Raw genomic sequence first — 15,747 nt, forward strand, 5'->3', positions numbered from 1 at the left:
AATTTATTTTAACTGGTACCTTAAAAGAATTATGCAAGCGTTTTCTCTTTTAGCCAAAATACCTTGTCCGTACCTCTTCAATTTTATATACTATACTAATATTTTTTGTAGTGCAATTAATTTTTTTCTATAAGAACAATACAATATTTGGTAACTGACAAACCCATTTTATTAAAAGTTTCCCCAACTGGTTTCTCTATATCCACATCTAACGAAACAGCAACGATCAAAAAAAACTTAGGGTTAAAAAAGACCCTTAACTTTCCCTTAAGATAAAAGGGGAAATTAGAGCCTATCTTTTTATTTATATCTTTGGTTTTTTGGGAAAGGTAATTTCGAAACGCGTGCGTTTTCTCTCTTCACTCGTCACTTTAATAATCCCTTGATGCATTTGGACAATCCACTTGGCAATAGAGAGACCAAGCCCTGACCCTTCGTTTAAGGAACGGGATTGTTCCACTTGATAAAATCGATCAAAGATTTTCGATAGTTCCTCTTGAGGAATCCCCTTCCCATCATCTTCTACAGATAGAATGATGGACGAAGCGCTCTTGACGCAGGTTATCGAAATCTTCCCGCCTTTTTCCGTAAACTTCAATGCATTATCCACTAATATCACCAATAATTGATGAATTCTTTCTTTGTCACCAAAAAACTCAACCTGCTCCGGTACTAAGCTAACCATTGTTTTATTCTGAAAAGAAGCTATATCAATATACTGTTCAACAACTTCGCTAATGACTTCATCTAAGAAAAACTTTCCTTTTGTAACCTCCACTTGATTGGAATCCGTTCGTGTCAAGGTTAAAAGGTTTGTAACTAACTTATTCAAACGTCGCACTTCTTTGGAAATGATCGATATATCAACCGCTTTTTCCTCGATTGTCGCGGAAGGTGATTGAAACAACAAATCAGCTTTCGATTGAATGACAGCAAGAGGTGTCCTGATTTCATGGGAAGCATCGGAAACGAACTGCTGCTGTTGCTCCCATGATTTTTTTATCGGGATGAGGGCCCTCCCCGCTAAAAGGTACCCAGCTCCAATGGCCAAAAGGCTTCCGATGCCTCCACCCATGAGCAATATGAGCAATAAGCGATTGAGCATAGCTTTTTCCGAATCTACATTCCGAATGAATTGCCACGTCATTTTTCCGTATTCTGTTTCTACCTGTGTGGAAACCGCCCGGTATGTAGCACCATCGACAGAAATTTCTTCAATCTCATCAAACGTTTTCGGGAAAAACTCTGGTTCATTGACCTTGAAGAAACTGTTTTCGTTTAACCTTGGCTCAATGATTGTTTCATTCGGACCCCAAACGATCACACTCGGACCTGGGCCTAACTGAAATTCACCTGGGGGACGAATTCCCCCCGGCATTCCCCCAATCCTTTGCTCACGTAAGGAGTCATTCACTTCTTTATAAATCTGATTTTCCGTATAGAAATAAATTGTTCTGCTTAATATCGCAATAAGAACTATGAAGACGATTGAATTCAATAATGTCAACTGAAGCCTCGTTTTTTGAAACATGCTAACCCCCCCTTAAGGTTGTTTTAACATATAGCCAATTCCTCGGATAGTCTGTATGTCCTTATGGTATTGAAAGGGTTCCAATTTCTTTCTTAAATGGTGCACAAACACTTCAACGATTGCGATCGTCGTATCGGAGTCAAACCCCCAGATGCGGTCAAAAATCTGTTCACGGGTAAGGATTTTTCCTTTGTTTTGAATGAGGTATTCGAGCAATTCATATTGCTTCAGCGTTAGTCTTACCGCCTCACCCTCTACCAAAATACCCTTTTCCTTCTCCAACAATTGAATTCCTCGGTACTTCCAACCTTGCTCAAGCGAAAGAATTCCACTCCTACGCAGAAGAGCCCGTATTCTTGCCTTAAGCTCGGCTGCCTGAAATGGCTTGACCAAGTAATCATCCCCTCCAAGTTCCAGGCCCTTTACCCGATCCTCCAGGGAATCTTTTGCGGTTAAAAATAAAACACTCGTATCAATTTTGGCGTTCCTCATTTGGCGGATGATCTCGAATCCATCCATACCCGGAAGCATTACATCCAAAAGAATGATATCGTATATACGTTGCTGGGCCAAAAAAAGCCCATCTTCCCCGTTATCAGCTGTATCCACTTCATATTCATCCTCTAAAATTTGCCTCATTGACTCTAATAATGAAGCATTATCCTCTACCACTAATACCTTCATCAAAAGTCTCCCTCCCGACAAAATTCTCCTGTAAATATATTGTAATCCTACCCCTTTATATATATAAAAGAAAACCTGACAACATCAGCCTGCTTTTTTAAAGATGTATGATGAAATCAGTATTACGAAAGAAGCTTAACTTTTCCTTAATGATGGCTGCCTTTATATGTAACAAAAAATGAACGAAGATTTCTTTTCTTCGCTTTACTAAATTCTATGTCGAACAAAAAAAGGGGATTTTTTTAAAATTAAATTTACAAAATATTCCAATAAATATATACTGAGAGTGTTATCGGGCTCCACTAGGTAAATTATCTTGATTTATAAAGGGGGAACCACATTGCCATCAAATGAATCAATGGCTGAAGATCAAAAAGTAAGCGCTTCCACAAATTACACCGAAATTGTCCAATCACCATCATTTCAAGATCTCCTTAGAAAAAAACGTAAGTTCATCGTTCCACTTTCCATCTTTTTCATGGTCTTTTATTTCTCCTTACCCATTCTCACTTCCTATTCTACAGTCCTGAATTCAAATGCTTTCGGCGCTATCAGTTGGGCCTGGGTGCTTGCCTTCGCACAATTCATCATGACATGGACCCTATGTGTGCTTTACTCCAAAAAGGCTGCAACTTTCGACAAGCTTGTCGAACATATTTTAAAAGAAGCGAAAGGAAGGGGGTGAAGAGGGCATGAATGTACTTGCTTTTGTCTTATTTCTTCTCATAGTCGGTCTAACCTTGGTCATAACCTTCTTTGCCTCACGCCGCACCAAAACGACAGCTGACTTCTATACGGCGGATAGCAGTCTAACCGGTTGGCAAAATGGCTGGGCAATAGCCGGGGACTATATGTCCGCCGCTTCATTTCTGGGAATTGCGGGGATGGTCGCACTCTCTGGATTCGATGGTTTCTTCTATAGCATCGGTTTTCTAGTCGCTTACCTCGTCGTACTCTATATTGTAGCCGAGCCCCTTCGTAATCTTGGGAAATACACTCTTGCCGACATGATTGCTGCACGCTTCAATGAAAAGAAGGTACGCGGCGTGGCTGCTTTAAATACGATTTCCATTTCTACCTTTTATATGATTGCCCAACTTGTCGGTGCAGGCGCCCTCATAAAATTATTACTTGGAATCGATTACTTATACTCCGTTATCATTGTTGGGGTTTTAATGACCGTATACGTCGTATTTGGTGGGATGACCGCAACTAGCTGGGTGCAAATCGTCAAAGCCGTTTTATTGATGGCCGGGACATTCATCATCTCCATTATCGTACTGGCAAAATTCGACTTCAGTGTGTTGGAGATGTTCCGGCAGATGAAAACAGCCACTCCTCTCGGAGGTGATTTCCTGAACCCAGGAAACAAGTTTAAAGATCCATTGGACACTTTATCACTCAATCTGGCCCTCGTGCTAGGAACGGCTGGACTTCCGCATATACTCATTCGATTCTTTACAGTGAAAGATGCCATCACTGCGCGAAAGTCCGTGGTCTATGCTACATGGATCATTGGAATTTTCTATATCATGACCATATTCCTTGGATTCGGGGCAGCAGCCTTCGTAGGATATGACAAAATCGTTGGAGCGAATTCTGCTGGCAATATGGCTGCTCCCTTGCTTGCTGAAGCCCTAGGCGGGGATTTCCTTTTCGCCTTTGTATCAGCCGTTGCTTTTGCTACCATCTTAGCGGTTGTGGCCGGTCTTGTTCTATCTGCCGCCTCCGCCTTTGCCCATGACTTTTATGGTCATATCATTCGTAAAGGTGAAGCCACTGATAAAGAACAAGTCGTGGCCGCTCGTTGGGCATCCATCGGGGTGTCCATCCTTTCCATCATCCTTGCTCTATTTGCCCAAAATATGAATGTTGCCTTCCTTGTATCCCTTGCCTTTGCCGTTGCCGCTAGCGCCAATCTTCCCATCATTCTCTTTACGGTATTCTGGAAACGCTTCAACACAGCCGGAGCAGTCACAGGCATGCTTGTCGGCCTAATCAGCTCCCTGTTGCTCGTGTTCTTAAGCCCGAATGTCTGGTCTCCGGATGGGAATGCCATCTTTGTAGGGAATCCGCTCTTTCCTCTTGAAAATCCAGGAATCATCTCCATCCCGATTGGCTTTATCGCTGCAATCGTAGGAACCTTGTTGTCCAGTAAAAAAGCGGATGCCAAGAAATATGATGAAATATTAGTCAAGGCTAATACGGGGATGAAGGATTCAATTTAACCCAAATAGGAAAAGAGGGGGATCATTTTTCCCCTCTTTTCCTATTTGGTAACATTCCAGCTATTTCTATATCTTATTTAGCCTCTTTAATTTTCTTTTATTGTATTTATTCACTAACTGATTCATAACCTCAGCAAAAATCAAACCCATGGCAATCGCCCCTGCTAGCATAAATGCTTTTGCTGCCAGCTGGACGGCCATATTGAAATCATTTTCCACAAAATGCTTCATCGCATCATAGGATAGTCCCCCAGGTACGAGTGGGATAATCCCTGACACATTAAAGATTGTAATCGGTGTTTTATACCTCTTCGCAAAATATTGGCTGATAACTGCTACGAGGAATGCCGCTGCCAATGTAGCAGCAATGCTATTTATCTCATTTTCGACCAGATAATAATAGAGAAACCAACCTACCATTCCAACCGTACCACATTGAATCAACGATTTTTTTGGCACATTGAAAATGACTCCAAATGCAGCAGAGGCAATAAAACTTGTAATTAACTGTGCAATCATTTTTCTACCTCCCCAACATCATAGGAAAACAAAGGCAACCGCAATCCCAGTACCAATGGCCAAGGCGGTCAAACCTGCATCTGCTCCTTTGGACAGCCCTGAAACTAAATGCCCTGCAATTAAATCCCTTGCTGCATTCGTAATTAATAATCCCGGCACAAGTGGCATCACGGCTCCAATAATGATCTTATCCAACTGACTACCCAAACCTAATTGCACAAATAACATGGCGGCCATGCCCACAACTAACGAAGCGATAAACTCGGCAAAAAAACGGACCTCCAATAACCAATGCAAATACAGCAGGCAAGAAAACCCTAACCCTCCGGCGATACACGACCAGATAAAATCACTCCACTGTCCTTGGAACATAATTAAAAAACAACCACTTGATATGAAGGCTGCAAAAATCTGTACCCACACGGAATACCCCATGCCTTCCTTTTCTATTTCCTTCAGACGGGAATAAGCTTGCTGTGGCGTCATTTCCCGACTTGATATGCTACGGGAAATGCTGTTCACTAACGTCACCTTGTGTAAATCAGTGGACCTTTGGGAAACCCTGATTAGCTTAGAGGCGGGGTGTTCCCCATCCAAGGAGAAGATAATTCCTGTCGGCGTTGAAAAGCTATGCGATTCATCACAACCAAAAGCGGCCGCTATCCTAACCATCGTATCTTCCACCCTGGAGGTTTCCGCCCCGTTTTGGAGCATGATTTTCCCTGCAAGCAAACAAACATCTATAATTTCATTCGTCTGAAACTGACTTTCCATCGTATCCTCTCCATTACTTCCTATATAGGAAATGCTTGCTTTATAAGTAAAAACTAACCCTTCCAAATTCATTCCATGATAGCCTAATTTTCGAAAAAAGGATATAGCTAACCCTTCCTAAATAAGCCGATTATTCTAACAAATCTCTCCCTATTATTTATATTCCTCATTACGCTAATCGAAGGGTACCCCCTTTTCCACCTAGTAACCTCATCAAGCCTTCTACATCCTGCAAGGGCTGGTTCTTAAAGACTGGAATCCCACTACTTTCAACTGCCCCAACATCCACGGTACTTGGTAACAGGCATATCCACCTCGTTGGCCAATGGAACATATCTCCTTGCTATTTCAGTGTTTTATCGAATTCACCTTTTCTAATCCGTACATGGTCAACCAAATTGCCCCCTAGGCCTACATATTTTCACAAAGATTCTGATATTTATTGTTACATAACACATGAGAGATTTCTCAAATGCCAACTGCTAACTCACCGCACTATTTTTATCTGATTATTCTTTTAACTAAACTTCCTTTAATTAATTATTGTCAAACTACGCTCTAAAGCTGATAATTGAGCGTGTAATTATTGTTAGCCACATCCTGAAAGGAAGGAATATTTCATGAAAAGCTTCTTTAAAAACTATCGATCCTCACTAATATTGCTGACGGCAATTATTATTGGCGGTATAGCTGGTCTGATATTTGGAGAGAAGACCTCCATCATCCAGCCGCTGGGGGACTTATTTCTAAATTTAATGTTCACAATAATTGTGCCACTGGTATTTTTCAGTATCTCCTCGGCCATCGCCAATATGAATGGGATGAATCGTCTAGGGAAAATCATGGGCAGCATCGTCTTCGTTTTCTTAGCAACGGCTGCGCTGGCTGCCGTAATTGGCTTCGTTGGGACAACTATCATCAATCCATTGGAAGGCACAGATACAACTGCAATTAAAGAACTAATGGAAAGTGGCGGTTCACAGGAGCCTATTGAAGAGGTTTCATTACTTAGCCAGCTTGTTCAAACGGTTACGGTCTCCGACTTTCCGGAACTGTTCTCAAGAAGCAATATGCTCCAGTTGATTGTCTTCTCCGTTTTAATTGGACTTTCCACCGCACTAGTCGGCGAAAAAGCCAAACCGATTACCGTGTTTTTATCAGCTGGTACGGCTGTGATGATGAAAGTCGTCAAGATTGTCATGTATTATGCACCGATTGGTCTAGGCGCTTACTTCGCTTCCATCATCGGTCAGCTTGGACCCCAAATTTTAGAAGGGTATGCACGTACTTTCGTTCTTTATCTCATCTTGACCGTGATCTATTATTTTGGGTTCTTCACTCTATATGCCTTTCTTGCTGGTGGCAAAGAAGGTATTAAGTTGTTCTGGAAAAACGCATTCACGCCTTCCATTACGGCCATCGCTACCTGCTCGAGTGCGGCTTCGATTCCAGTCAACTTGGAATACGTCCGAAAAATGGGTGTCCCAAAGGACATTGCCGAAACAATCATCCCACTTGGAGCCAACACACATAAAGACGGTTCTGTATTTGGTGGTGTCTTGAAAATCGTTTTCCTTTTCACCCTATTTGGCAAAGATATGACGAGTATTTCCAGCATTCTAAGCATCCTTGCCGTGGCCTTTTTAGTCGGTGCGGTTATGGGCGCCATTCCTGGCGGTGGTATGATTGGGGAAATGTTGATTCTGAGCGTTTTTGGTTTCCCTATCGAAGTCTTACCAATTATTGCTGTCATCTCTACTATTATCGATGCACCCGCTACACTTCTAAACTCAACAGGGAATACCGTGTGCGCTATGCTTGTCACACGCCTTGTCGAGGGTAAGAATTGGGTAAAACGGGCCTTTGTAAAAGAGGATCCTACTATATAAGCTTCGTATAAATAGACTCCAAGAAATTTGGGGTCTATTTTTTTGTTTCTTAGATTCTCTTCGAACAAGTTTTCATCAGAAAAGGATTTTCCCTTCCTTAAATCGAATTAAAGGAGAAAGGACGCGAGGAGGGGTAGAATATTGAATAAGTGGCTGCCTGCTGGAATTCTTATCATGGGCTTACTCTATATATTTTTCATACCTGAAGAACCGTTAGCTATAAAGATCCTATTCAAGATTATCCCCATGATATTGATCCTGTTTTATGCCTACACAAAAAATATGGATCGCATGACCCGCTATCAACAACTTGTATTACTTGGGTTATTCTTTTGTATGCTGGGTGATGGCCTATTAATCTGGTTTGTTATTGGCCTAACGGCTTTCTTGATCGGACACATTTTCTATATTGCCGCATTCTTGAACCAATGGAATTTTTCTTGGCTGCGCATGGCGAGCATTCTTCCAATTGGGGTTTATTCCACTTGGATTGGCCGGGAAATAGTCCTTTCTTTGGCTGATAAGGGGGAAAGCAGTTTGATTATTCCCGTCATTTGCTATATAACCGTGATTTCCATCATGGGCTGGGCCGCGTTCATGACCGGGAAAGCTGCCGCCATTATCGGTGGTTTGCTGTTTGTCATTTCAGACTCCATTTTATCCTGGAATAAATTCGTCGAAGATATTACCTTTGCCGGTCCCCTCATCATGCTTACCTACTATACAGCTCAATTCTTCATCGCTACTAGCATTCGGCCAAAATATGCTTATCCTTCATTGATAAACAGAAAGTATGATGAACCGACTATATACGATTAATTTCATTCCTATTCGATACATAAAAAAGGTATGCACAGTCTTATTCAAGACCGTTGCATACCTTCATAGGGTTTTCATCCTTTGATTTTCTTGATGAATGCCACTTTTAAATAATTGCCCTCTTTGAAGTTCGAATTTGTTCTAAAATCAGTGGGGAGCGTGAACTCTTCCATCAATTCATATTTTCCATTCATTTCCCTAAATGCCGCATCAATGAAGCTTTTGAATTTTTTCATATCAAAGGTGCTGCAGTTCGTAGAGGCAATGATCACTCCATTGTCCTCTGTAATGGCAATTGCATCTTTCAATAAGTTCGTATAATCTTTACCGGCACTAAATGTGAACTTCTTTGATTTGGCAAAACTCGGTGGATCCAGGATGACTATATCAAATTTCAGAGCTTTCTTCATCGCATACTTAAAGTAATTAAATACATCCATTACGACGATGTTCTGCGCTTCTGGATCAATTCCATTCACGTTAAATTGTTCAATCGTTTTAGGCAAACTGCGGTTAGCCAAGTCCACACTTGTCGTTTTAATGGCACCGCCTAAAGCTGCAAATACAGAGAAGGCACCGGTGTAAGAGAACATATTCAAGACAGTTTTCCCTTTTGCATACTTATCCCTGATGGTCCTTCTAACATCACGTTGATCGAGGAAAACGCCTACCATTGCTCCATCGTTCAGGTAAACCGCAAATTGAACACCATTTTCCTTGACGATAAGTGGAAATTCCGGCTGCACACCCATGACAAAGTCATCTTCCTCTACATATTGTCCCTTTGTATCAAAGCGTTTCTTCTGATAGATGGATTTGACATTGACCGTATTCTGCAAGGCTTTAATAATATAGTCTTTAAATGAATAGATTCCCTTGCTATACCAGTTGATGACATAGTTGCCCTCGTAGTGATCAATGATTATCCCACCAACTCCATCTCCCTCACCATTGAAGAAGCGGAATGCCGTCGTTTCGTTATCTTTGAAGAAAGGCTTTCGATAGTCATAAGCAGCCTGGATTTTTTGATTGAAAAACTCCTGGTCAATGTTTTCGCCCTCTTTGTGCGTCAACACCCATCCATAGCCTTTATTCTGTCTTCCATAATAGCCCTTGGCAAGAAAGCGATTGTTTTCGTCGACCAATCGCAACAAGCATCCTTCTTCCTGAAGGTCATTGAGGTTGCCAATCGCCTCCTTGGCAATCAGAGGATAGCCTTTTGCGATTTTACTTACGAATTTAGTTTTAACTTTTACATCTATTTCTTTTATCAAATATATCATCCTATCTTTGGTATTGCTTTCCTCCCCATTTTACCCTAATCCCCACATAAATAAAAACCAGCTTGGTTCCCTGACCAAGCTGGTTTCTAAAACTCTATCGATTCATGAGATTTTCAAGTGAAGGTCCCCGGCATGGGCTTTCCCCATCACTTTCAAGGCCCGGTGTAAAACGATGGTAATTAAGGCGGGCAGCACCATCCCTACTGCCACATAGATAAGAAACGTATACAACCCTTGACCCGTCAGTACGGCAATCGGAGCGATTAAGGAGCTTAGCCCCATTCCTCCAAGCTCATAAGACACTTGAAAATCAAAGACCATCGTGGCAATTGGAGCACAGACAATAGCTGCCACGAATGGCGGAATGACGTATAACGGATTCTTTATTAAGTTGGGAAATTGAACCTTTGGAGTCACGACCATCTGGGCTAGAAAACCGCCCATATCATTATCTTTATAAGACATAACAGTAAAGCCAACAAACTGAACAGTGCACCCAATTAACGCTGCCGCACTAGAAACGGGATCCAACTGGAGCGCAATTGCTAAAGCAGCGGAAGAAGCCGGTGTCATCAATAAAATGCTAAAGACTAACGCAATGACCATGGAACCAATTAAAGGAGAACCGGAAACAGCGGCGGTAATTTGACCGCTTAACCAAGTCAGTAACGGTGTCGTAACAAGCGCAAGTCCATAACCTGACACCCCTCCGACAAGGACAGCAGCCAACGGGATGGCCATGATATCCAACTTGGTTTTCCCTATCAAACGTTTACCGACATACGTGGCAATCAATGCAGCCAGAACAGCACTGATCGGCTGACCGGTGACAATCGTAAAAGCCCCCTCTGCCGTTCGGTTAATTGCAGCTCCACCGACCGCACTTGAAGCCATCGCACTAAAGATGACCAACGAATTACCCCCGAGTTGGTATGCTATTCCAGCTCCTAAAGCTGGTGCCAACAAGACCTTAGTAGCCCCGCCGATTGCAAGGAAGACTTCCCAGTCTAAATACCCTCCTATTGATTCAAACAATAAACCGATCCCTAATGTTACCAATACAGCATTAGCGATTCCCGTTGAAGCCTTATACATTCGTTCTGTGATGTATTCTTTTCTGCTCACTGGATTCCACTCCTATTTTTTAAATATTCTAATATTAAATATCAAATAAAAAACTGACTACGCTAAGCCTATATAAAAGGTAGAATATACCCCAAAATATCCATCGTAAGATAGAGGTTAGACAATTGATTTTCTCCTTCATTAATTGAGCTTGTTCGTATAGTAACACGAATATTCTGATAATGTAAACAGGATTTATATTCTAATAAAATAAAAACGCTTACAAAAAGGAATGATTTCTTCATTTAGCGCTAACCATTTCGCTTCCACTTATTATCTTCATGACTATTTGGCACAAGGTTTATGGTTAAATTATCCATATAATCAATCCCTTCACTCCTCCGATTCCTTAGTTATTTCACTATAATAGACGATTTTTTCTTTCCTAACAAAAAAGAGAACCACTTTACAGCGGATTCTCCTTTTTTAGGTTTATGTCCTTACCTTTCCTACTATTGAAAGCCTTCAAGGGTAGCAAAGGTTTCTCTAAGAAATTTATAAAATAACTTTTCCGTTGGCATTAATTCTCTTTCAGTAGGAATGATAACACCAACTGCACGTGTTACGGAAGGTTCCTCTAAAGGCAATCTCACCGTGAAGCGAGGCAGGCTATCAATCAAAGAAATTTCAGGTATCAGCGTGACGCCAAGCCCGGCTGCCACCAACCCTTTAATAGCATCGGTGTCTTTCCCTTCGAAGGCAACCTCCGGCTCAAAGCCGTTGAGCTTACACGCCTTCATGACCAGTTCCCGCAGAACATATCCCTTAGGGTAGACAATGAATGGGTTTCCCTGTAATTCATTTAACTTGATGGACTTCCTCTTTGCCAATGGATGATTTTCCGATAGAAGGGCAACTAGCTGTTCAATAAATAACGTTTCTCCATGAATTTTCTTTTCATTCGGTGGTAACGGACCTATCAAGGCCATATTGATATTTCCTTTTATTACAGAATCTATTAAGTAGCGATAGGATCCTTGTTTTAATGTGAATTTAGCTTGCGGGTATATTTCCCTGAAGTCAGAAATGACCTTTGGCAATATATAGGAAGCTAAACTACTCGGAAAACCGATCCGAATCGTTCCCTTTTCCGGATCCAAGCTTTCAGCCATCTCCCGTTTTGCCCGTTCAATCATGTCGACTGCCTTCTGCATATGTATGAGAAAGGTATTTCCTATGGGGGTCAGCTTGATTTTCCGTCCTTCACGGATAAATAACTGCACACCCAGTTCTTCTTCTAAATTATATATTTGACGACTAACCGCAGATTGGGCCACATGCAACGCCACGGCTGCTTCAGTCATATGTTCTCGTTTTGCCACTTCAATGAAGTACTCGATTTGTCTTAATTCCAATGTTGGTTCCTTCTTTCATATCAAAACAGCATGTAATTTATCTAATATTCAGATTGTTCTTTTAGAATTTAAATTATATCATGAAACTATCACATAAGAACCCATCGATAATACTACTTATAATTATTTTACTAAATAACAAAAAAAAGGGAGCTAAATGAAGATGATAACATCCCAAGAAATCCAGCAAGATGAATTGCAAGTTGCAAAAGAATACGTAAGCGACGTATATGCAAAAGTGAAAGAACGCAATCCCCACGAAAGTGAATTCCAACAAGCTGTAAAGGAAATCTTCCTTTCGTTGGTACCGGTATTTGCACAACATCCGGATTATATGAAAAACGGGATACTAGAGCGGATCGTTGAACCAGAGAGAATGATCACCTTCCGTGTCCCTTGGGTCGATGACCTAGGTAATGTACACGTGAATCGAGGTTTCCGCGTACAATTCAATAACGCAATCGGACCCTATAAAGGCGGCCTACGTTTCCATCCAACGGTAAATGCAAGCATCATCAAGTTTCTAGGATTTGAACAAATCTTTAAAAACTCTTTAACAGGTCAACCGATCGGCGGAGGTAAAGGTGGCGCCGACTTTGATCCAAAAGGAAAATCAGATGGTGAAATCATGCGTTTCTGCCAAAGCTTCATGTCAGAACTTGGATTACATATAGGACCAGACACCGACGTACCGGCTGGGGATATCGGAGTGGGAGCCAGAGAGATCGGGTATCTGTTCGGTCAGTATAAGAAAATGCAGGGAAGCTACCATGCCGGCGTTTTAACCGGTAAAGGCATTAGTTACGGAGGCAGTCTAGCACGTACAGAAGCAACCGGCTATGGAACGGTTTACTTCGTTGAAGAAATGCTAAAAGATAAAGGACTACAATTCAACGGCAGTACTGTTGTCATCTCGGGATCTGGTAATGTTTCCATCTATGCGATTGAAAAAGCAACACAATTAGGTGCCAGAGTAGTCGCTTGCAGTGATTCCAATGGATACATTTATGATAAAAACGGTCTAAACCTAGATACGATTAAGCGACTAAAAGAAGTAGAACGGAAACGCCTATGTGATTATGTTAGTGTTCATCCTGAAGCGGAATACACTGAAGGCAGTTACGGAATTTGGTCTATCCCATGCGACATCGCCCTTCCTTGTGCAACACAGAATGAAATTGATGAAGATGCAGCAAAACTGCTGATCAAAAACAATGTAAAAGCGGTCGGCGAAGGTGCTAACATGCCTTCTACCCTTGAAGCGATTGACGTATTCCTTAACAATGGTGTCCTCTTTGGTCCAGCTAAAGCTGCCAATGCAGGTGGCGTAGCTGTTTCAGCCCTTGAAATGGCACAAAATAGTGCCAGAATGCCTTGGACGTTTGAAGAAGTCGACGAAAAACTGCATGGCATCATGAAAAATATTTACAAAAATAGTATAGAAGCAGCTGAAGCATATGGTGTTCCAGGCAACTTAGTTGTCGGTGCCAACATTGCAGGATTCCTTAAAGTAGCAGACGCTATGATGACTCAGGGAATACTCTAAGAGCTAGTGAAGGAGGCGGTCCAAATGGACCGCCTCCTCTTCATTGTAACATCCCACAACAAAGGAGAGTGCCGGACAAAATACCGGCACTCTCCTTTATTACATACACTTTTATTCCTTAGTCACTAGCTTCAATGGAACAGAAATCGTACTATCCACTTTTTCGCCTTTCAGGACTTTTTCAGCCGCATGAACTGCTTCTTCACCGATAAGGACCGGTTGTTGAGCAACGGTTGCTTGTAATTCACCGTTTTCAACCGCTTTTAGAGCATCCTCGTTTCCATCAAAACCAACGACAATGACGTCTTTTCCGGCCGCTTTGATTGCCTCTACTGCTCCTAATGCCATTTCATCATTATGAGCAAAGACCGCTTGGATGTCTTTTTTCCCTTGCAGGATGTTTTCCATAACGTTAAGCCCTTTTGTACGGTCAAATTCAGCCGTTTGGCTTGTCAGAACATCTAATTGCTCATCTGCGATGTTATGGAACCCTTTCCCCCGCTCACGCGTTGCAGATGCTCCAGAAACCCCTTCTAATTCCACAACTTTTGCCTGTTCTCCAAGTTGTTTAACAAGATATTCAGCCGCTGTCTCTCCGCCGGCTACATTATCTGAAGCAATGAACGTTTCAATGTCGCCTTCCTCGGAAGAACGGTCAATTGTTATGACGGGAATGCCCGCTTCATTAGCCGATTGAACCGCTGATGAAATCGCAGCCGAATCCGTAGGGTTGACGAGTAGTATATCGACGTTTTGAAGAATCAAATCTTCAATCCCGCTTATTTGTTTCGCTGTATCATCTTGTGCATCGACCACTGACACTTTCATGCCTTTTGCCTTCGCTTCTTTTTCAATCCCATCTTTCAACGCAACGAAGAAAGGATTATTTAATGTAGATATGCTGACTCCAACCTTCACGTCTTTCATGGACTCTTTTACTTCTTTTTTATTATCATTGAATCCCGATTCCATTGAACATGCTGCTAATACCACTAAAGACAGAACCATGAATAACGAAAGAACCTTTTTCATTTTGATACACCTCTACTTATGATTTTTTACGATCAAGTAAAACAGCAACCAATATAACTGCGCCCTTTACGACTTGCTGGTAGAAAGAGGACACACCAAGTAAATTCATTCCGTTGTTCAATGTACCGATAATCAAGACACCGACTAGCGTACCGAACATCCGGCCCTTTCCTCCTGATAGGCTTGTCCCGCCTAATACAACGGCAGCAATGGCATCCATTTCGTAGGATTGACCGGCAGTCGGCTGTGCTGAATTCAAACGAGATGTTAGAATGGCACCGGCAAGCGCTGCCATTGTGCCTGCAAGCCCATAAATAGCTACCTTGACCCGGTCCACTTTAATTCCAGAGATACGTGAAGCCTTCTCATTTCCACCTATTGCATACGTCTTACGTCCAAATGATGTTTTATGGAGCAAGAACCAGAGAATGATGAAAGCGATGATCATCACAACCGCTGGAACAGGAATTCCAAAGAAATATCCCCTACCAAACAATTGGAACATCAAAGAGTCACCAATACCCGTAATCGGCTTACCATCTGTATACACAAGCGTTAATCCACGGAAAATGGTCATCGTTGCCAATGTGACAATGAAAGGCGCCATTTTTCCTTTCGAGATAAGAATCCCATTAATCACACCCATTATGGTACCTAATAAAACGCCTACTAATATAGCTAAAATAGGGTCCAATCCTGAAACCATCATGCCAGCCATAAGTGCACTGGATAGTGCTAGAATGGAGCCGACCGACAGATCAATTCCGCCAGTCAAAATAATGAAGGTCATCCCAAACGCAATCAATGCATTAATGGAGGTTTGACGCAATAGATTCAAGATGTTACTCGGTTCCATGAATGATGGGTTTAAAACGGTTATTACGATAAATAAAAGAATCAAAGCAAGTAATGGACCAAATTTCTGCCAGATTCCAGTTTTCCCTGCAGCCTCAAGTTTCATC

The 15,747-nt window shown here is 41.9% G+C and carries 15 protein-coding genes; 5 read left to right on the top strand and 10 right to left on the bottom strand.

Annotated elements, in window-relative coordinates; genetic code table 11:
* Nucleotides 1-304: 304 nt before the first annotated feature.
* Both ACIQXH_RS14655 and ACIQXH_RS14660 read right to left on the bottom strand, forming a co-directional pair.
* On the bottom strand, nt 305-1,531 hold the full coding sequence (locus tag ACIQXH_RS14655) for a sensor histidine kinase (protein ID WP_402955027.1): 1,227 nt from the start codon (nt 1,529-1,531) through the stop codon (nt 305-307).
* Between the two features lie 12 nt (nt 1,532-1,543).
* The gene (locus ACIQXH_RS14660; RefSeq protein ID WP_402870061.1) at nt 1,544-2,215 is read right to left on the bottom strand and encodes a response regulator transcription factor; all 672 of its coding nucleotides are present in this window, start codon (nt 2,213-2,215) and stop codon (nt 1,544-1,546) included.
* A gap of 358 nt (nt 2,216-2,573) precedes the next feature.
* Between ACIQXH_RS14660 and ACIQXH_RS14665 the strand changes: the two genes are divergently transcribed.
* Nucleotides 2,574-2,900: a DUF485 domain-containing protein gene (locus ACIQXH_RS14665; protein ID WP_402991185.1), complete on the top strand. Its 327-nt coding sequence runs from the start codon at nt 2,574-2,576 to the stop codon at nt 2,898-2,900.
* 7 nt (nt 2,901-2,907) lie between these two features.
* Nucleotides 2,908-4,443 (top strand): solute symporter family protein, encoded by a 1,536-nt coding sequence (locus tag ACIQXH_RS14670; protein ID WP_402870058.1) that lies wholly within the window; start codon nt 2,908-2,910, stop codon nt 4,441-4,443.
* A gap of 66 nt (nt 4,444-4,509) precedes the next feature.
* Here the strand turns inward: ACIQXH_RS14670 and ACIQXH_RS14675 are convergent, their stop codons facing one another.
* The 3 genes from ACIQXH_RS14675 to ACIQXH_RS14685 all read right to left on the bottom strand — a co-directional run bounded on the left by ACIQXH_RS14675 (nt 4,510) and on the right by ACIQXH_RS14685 (nt 6,070).
* Nucleotides 4,510-4,962, bottom strand: a complete 453-nt coding sequence (locus tag ACIQXH_RS14675; protein ID WP_402870056.1) for a threonine/serine exporter family protein — start codon at nt 4,960-4,962, stop codon at nt 4,510-4,512.
* 18 nt (nt 4,963-4,980) lie between these two features.
* A complete protein-coding gene (locus tag ACIQXH_RS14680) occupies nt 4,981-5,736 on the bottom strand; it encodes a threonine/serine exporter family protein (RefSeq protein WP_403124219.1) in 756 nt (251 codons plus the stop codon).
* A 169-nt stretch (nt 5,737-5,905) separates the two neighbouring features.
* The gene (locus ACIQXH_RS14685; RefSeq protein WP_403124222.1) at nt 5,906-6,070 is read right to left on the bottom strand and encodes a hypothetical protein; all 165 of its coding nucleotides are present in this window, start codon (nt 6,068-6,070) and stop codon (nt 5,906-5,908) included.
* Between the two features lie 286 nt (nt 6,071-6,356).
* Between ACIQXH_RS14685 and ACIQXH_RS14690 the strand changes: the two genes are divergently transcribed.
* Nucleotides 6,357-7,625, top strand: coding sequence for a dicarboxylate/amino acid:cation symporter (locus ACIQXH_RS14690; RefSeq protein WP_403124224.1), 1,269 nt, complete (start codon nt 6,357-6,359; stop codon nt 7,623-7,625).
* A 141-nt stretch (nt 7,626-7,766) separates the two neighbouring features.
* Complete coding sequence (locus ACIQXH_RS14695) at nt 7,767-8,444, top strand: lysoplasmalogenase (protein ID WP_403124226.1); 678 nt, start codon at nt 7,767-7,769, stop codon at nt 8,442-8,444.
* Nucleotides 8,445-8,518: 74 nt separating this feature from the next.
* Here the strand turns inward: ACIQXH_RS14695 and ACIQXH_RS14700 are convergent, their stop codons facing one another.
* The 3 genes from ACIQXH_RS14700 to gltC form a co-directional block, all read right to left on the bottom strand.
* A complete protein-coding gene (locus ACIQXH_RS14700; RefSeq protein ID WP_403124228.1) occupies nt 8,519-9,718 on the bottom strand; it encodes a class I SAM-dependent rRNA methyltransferase in 1,200 nt (399 codons plus the stop codon).
* Between the two features lie 111 nt (nt 9,719-9,829).
* Nucleotides 9,830-10,822, bottom strand: coding sequence for a PTS sugar transporter subunit IIC (locus ACIQXH_RS14705; protein WP_402871292.1), 993 nt, complete (start codon nt 10,820-10,822; stop codon nt 9,830-9,832).
* A 482-nt stretch (nt 10,823-11,304) separates the two neighbouring features.
* Nucleotides 11,305-12,207 carry a glutamate biosynthesis transcriptional regulator GltC gene (gltC, locus tag ACIQXH_RS14710; RefSeq protein WP_402870044.1) on the bottom strand — a complete coding sequence of 301 codons (903 nt, stop codon included), beginning with the start codon at nt 12,205-12,207 and terminating at the stop codon, nt 11,305-11,307.
* 163 nt (nt 12,208-12,370) lie between these two features.
* On the opposite strand from gltC, the gene gdhA reads away from it, so the two are divergent.
* Nucleotides 12,371-13,753, top strand: a complete 1,383-nt coding sequence (gdhA, locus tag ACIQXH_RS14715; protein WP_402870042.1) for an NADP-specific glutamate dehydrogenase — start codon at nt 12,371-12,373, stop codon at nt 13,751-13,753.
* A 111-nt stretch (nt 13,754-13,864) separates the two neighbouring features.
* On the opposite strand, the gene rbsB is transcribed toward gdhA, so the two are convergent.
* Nucleotides 13,865-14,785 carry a ribose ABC transporter substrate-binding protein RbsB gene (rbsB, locus tag ACIQXH_RS14720; RefSeq protein ID WP_402870039.1) on the bottom strand — a complete coding sequence of 307 codons (921 nt, stop codon included), beginning with the start codon at nt 14,783-14,785 and terminating at the stop codon, nt 13,865-13,867.
* Nucleotides 14,786-14,801: 16 nt separating this feature from the next.
* Nucleotides 14,802-15,746 (bottom strand): ABC transporter permease, encoded by a 945-nt coding sequence (locus tag ACIQXH_RS14725; protein ID WP_402870036.1) that lies wholly within the window; start codon nt 15,744-15,746, stop codon nt 14,802-14,804.
* Nucleotide 15,747: the final 1 nt, after the last annotated feature.

The sequence above is a fragment of the Peribacillus sp. NPDC097225 genome (assembly GCF_044761955.1).
Taxonomy (GTDB): Bacteria; Bacillota; Bacilli; order Bacillales; family DSM-1321; genus Peribacillus.

What these genes read in the sequence shown, in the direction of transcription:
- rbsB (WP_402870039.1), bottom strand. Translation starts at nt 14,785, where the DNA reads ATGAAAAAGGTTCTTTCGTTATTCATGGTTCTGTCTTTAGTGGTATTA.
- ACIQXH_RS14725 (WP_402870036.1), bottom strand. Translation starts at nt 15,746, where the DNA reads ATGAAACTTGAGGCTGCAGGGAAAACTGGAATCTGGCAGAAATTTGGT.
- ACIQXH_RS14675 (WP_402870056.1), bottom strand. Translation starts at nt 4,962, where the DNA reads ATGATTGCACAGTTAATTACAAGTTTTATTGCCTCTGCTGCATTTGGA.
- ACIQXH_RS14665 (WP_402991185.1), top strand. Translation starts at nt 2,574, where the DNA reads ATGGCTGAAGATCAAAAAGTAAGCGCTTCCACAAATTACACCGAAATT.
- ACIQXH_RS14690 (WP_403124224.1), top strand. Translation starts at nt 6,357, where the DNA reads ATGAAAAGCTTCTTTAAAAACTATCGATCCTCACTAATATTGCTGACG.
- ACIQXH_RS14660 (WP_402870061.1), bottom strand. Translation starts at nt 2,215, where the DNA reads ATGAAGGTATTAGTGGTAGAGGATAATGCTTCATTATTAGAGTCAATG.
- ACIQXH_RS14705 (WP_402871292.1), bottom strand. Translation starts at nt 10,822, where the DNA reads ATGTATAAGGCTTCAACGGGAATCGCTAATGCTGTATTGGTAACATTA.
- ACIQXH_RS14680 (WP_403124219.1), bottom strand. Translation starts at nt 5,736, where the DNA reads ATGGAAAGTCAGTTTCAGACGAATGAAATTATAGATGTTTGTTTGCTT.
- gdhA (WP_402870042.1), top strand. Translation starts at nt 12,371, where the DNA reads ATGATAACATCCCAAGAAATCCAGCAAGATGAATTGCAAGTTGCAAAA.
- ACIQXH_RS14685 (WP_403124222.1), bottom strand. Translation starts at nt 6,070, where the DNA reads ATGTTCCATTGGCCAACGAGGTGGATATGCCTGTTACCAAGTACCGTG.
- ACIQXH_RS14655 (WP_402955027.1), bottom strand. Translation starts at nt 1,531, where the DNA reads ATGTTTCAAAAAACGAGGCTTCAGTTGACATTATTGAATTCAATCGTC.
- ACIQXH_RS14670 (WP_402870058.1), top strand. Translation starts at nt 2,908, where the DNA reads ATGAATGTACTTGCTTTTGTCTTATTTCTTCTCATAGTCGGTCTAACC.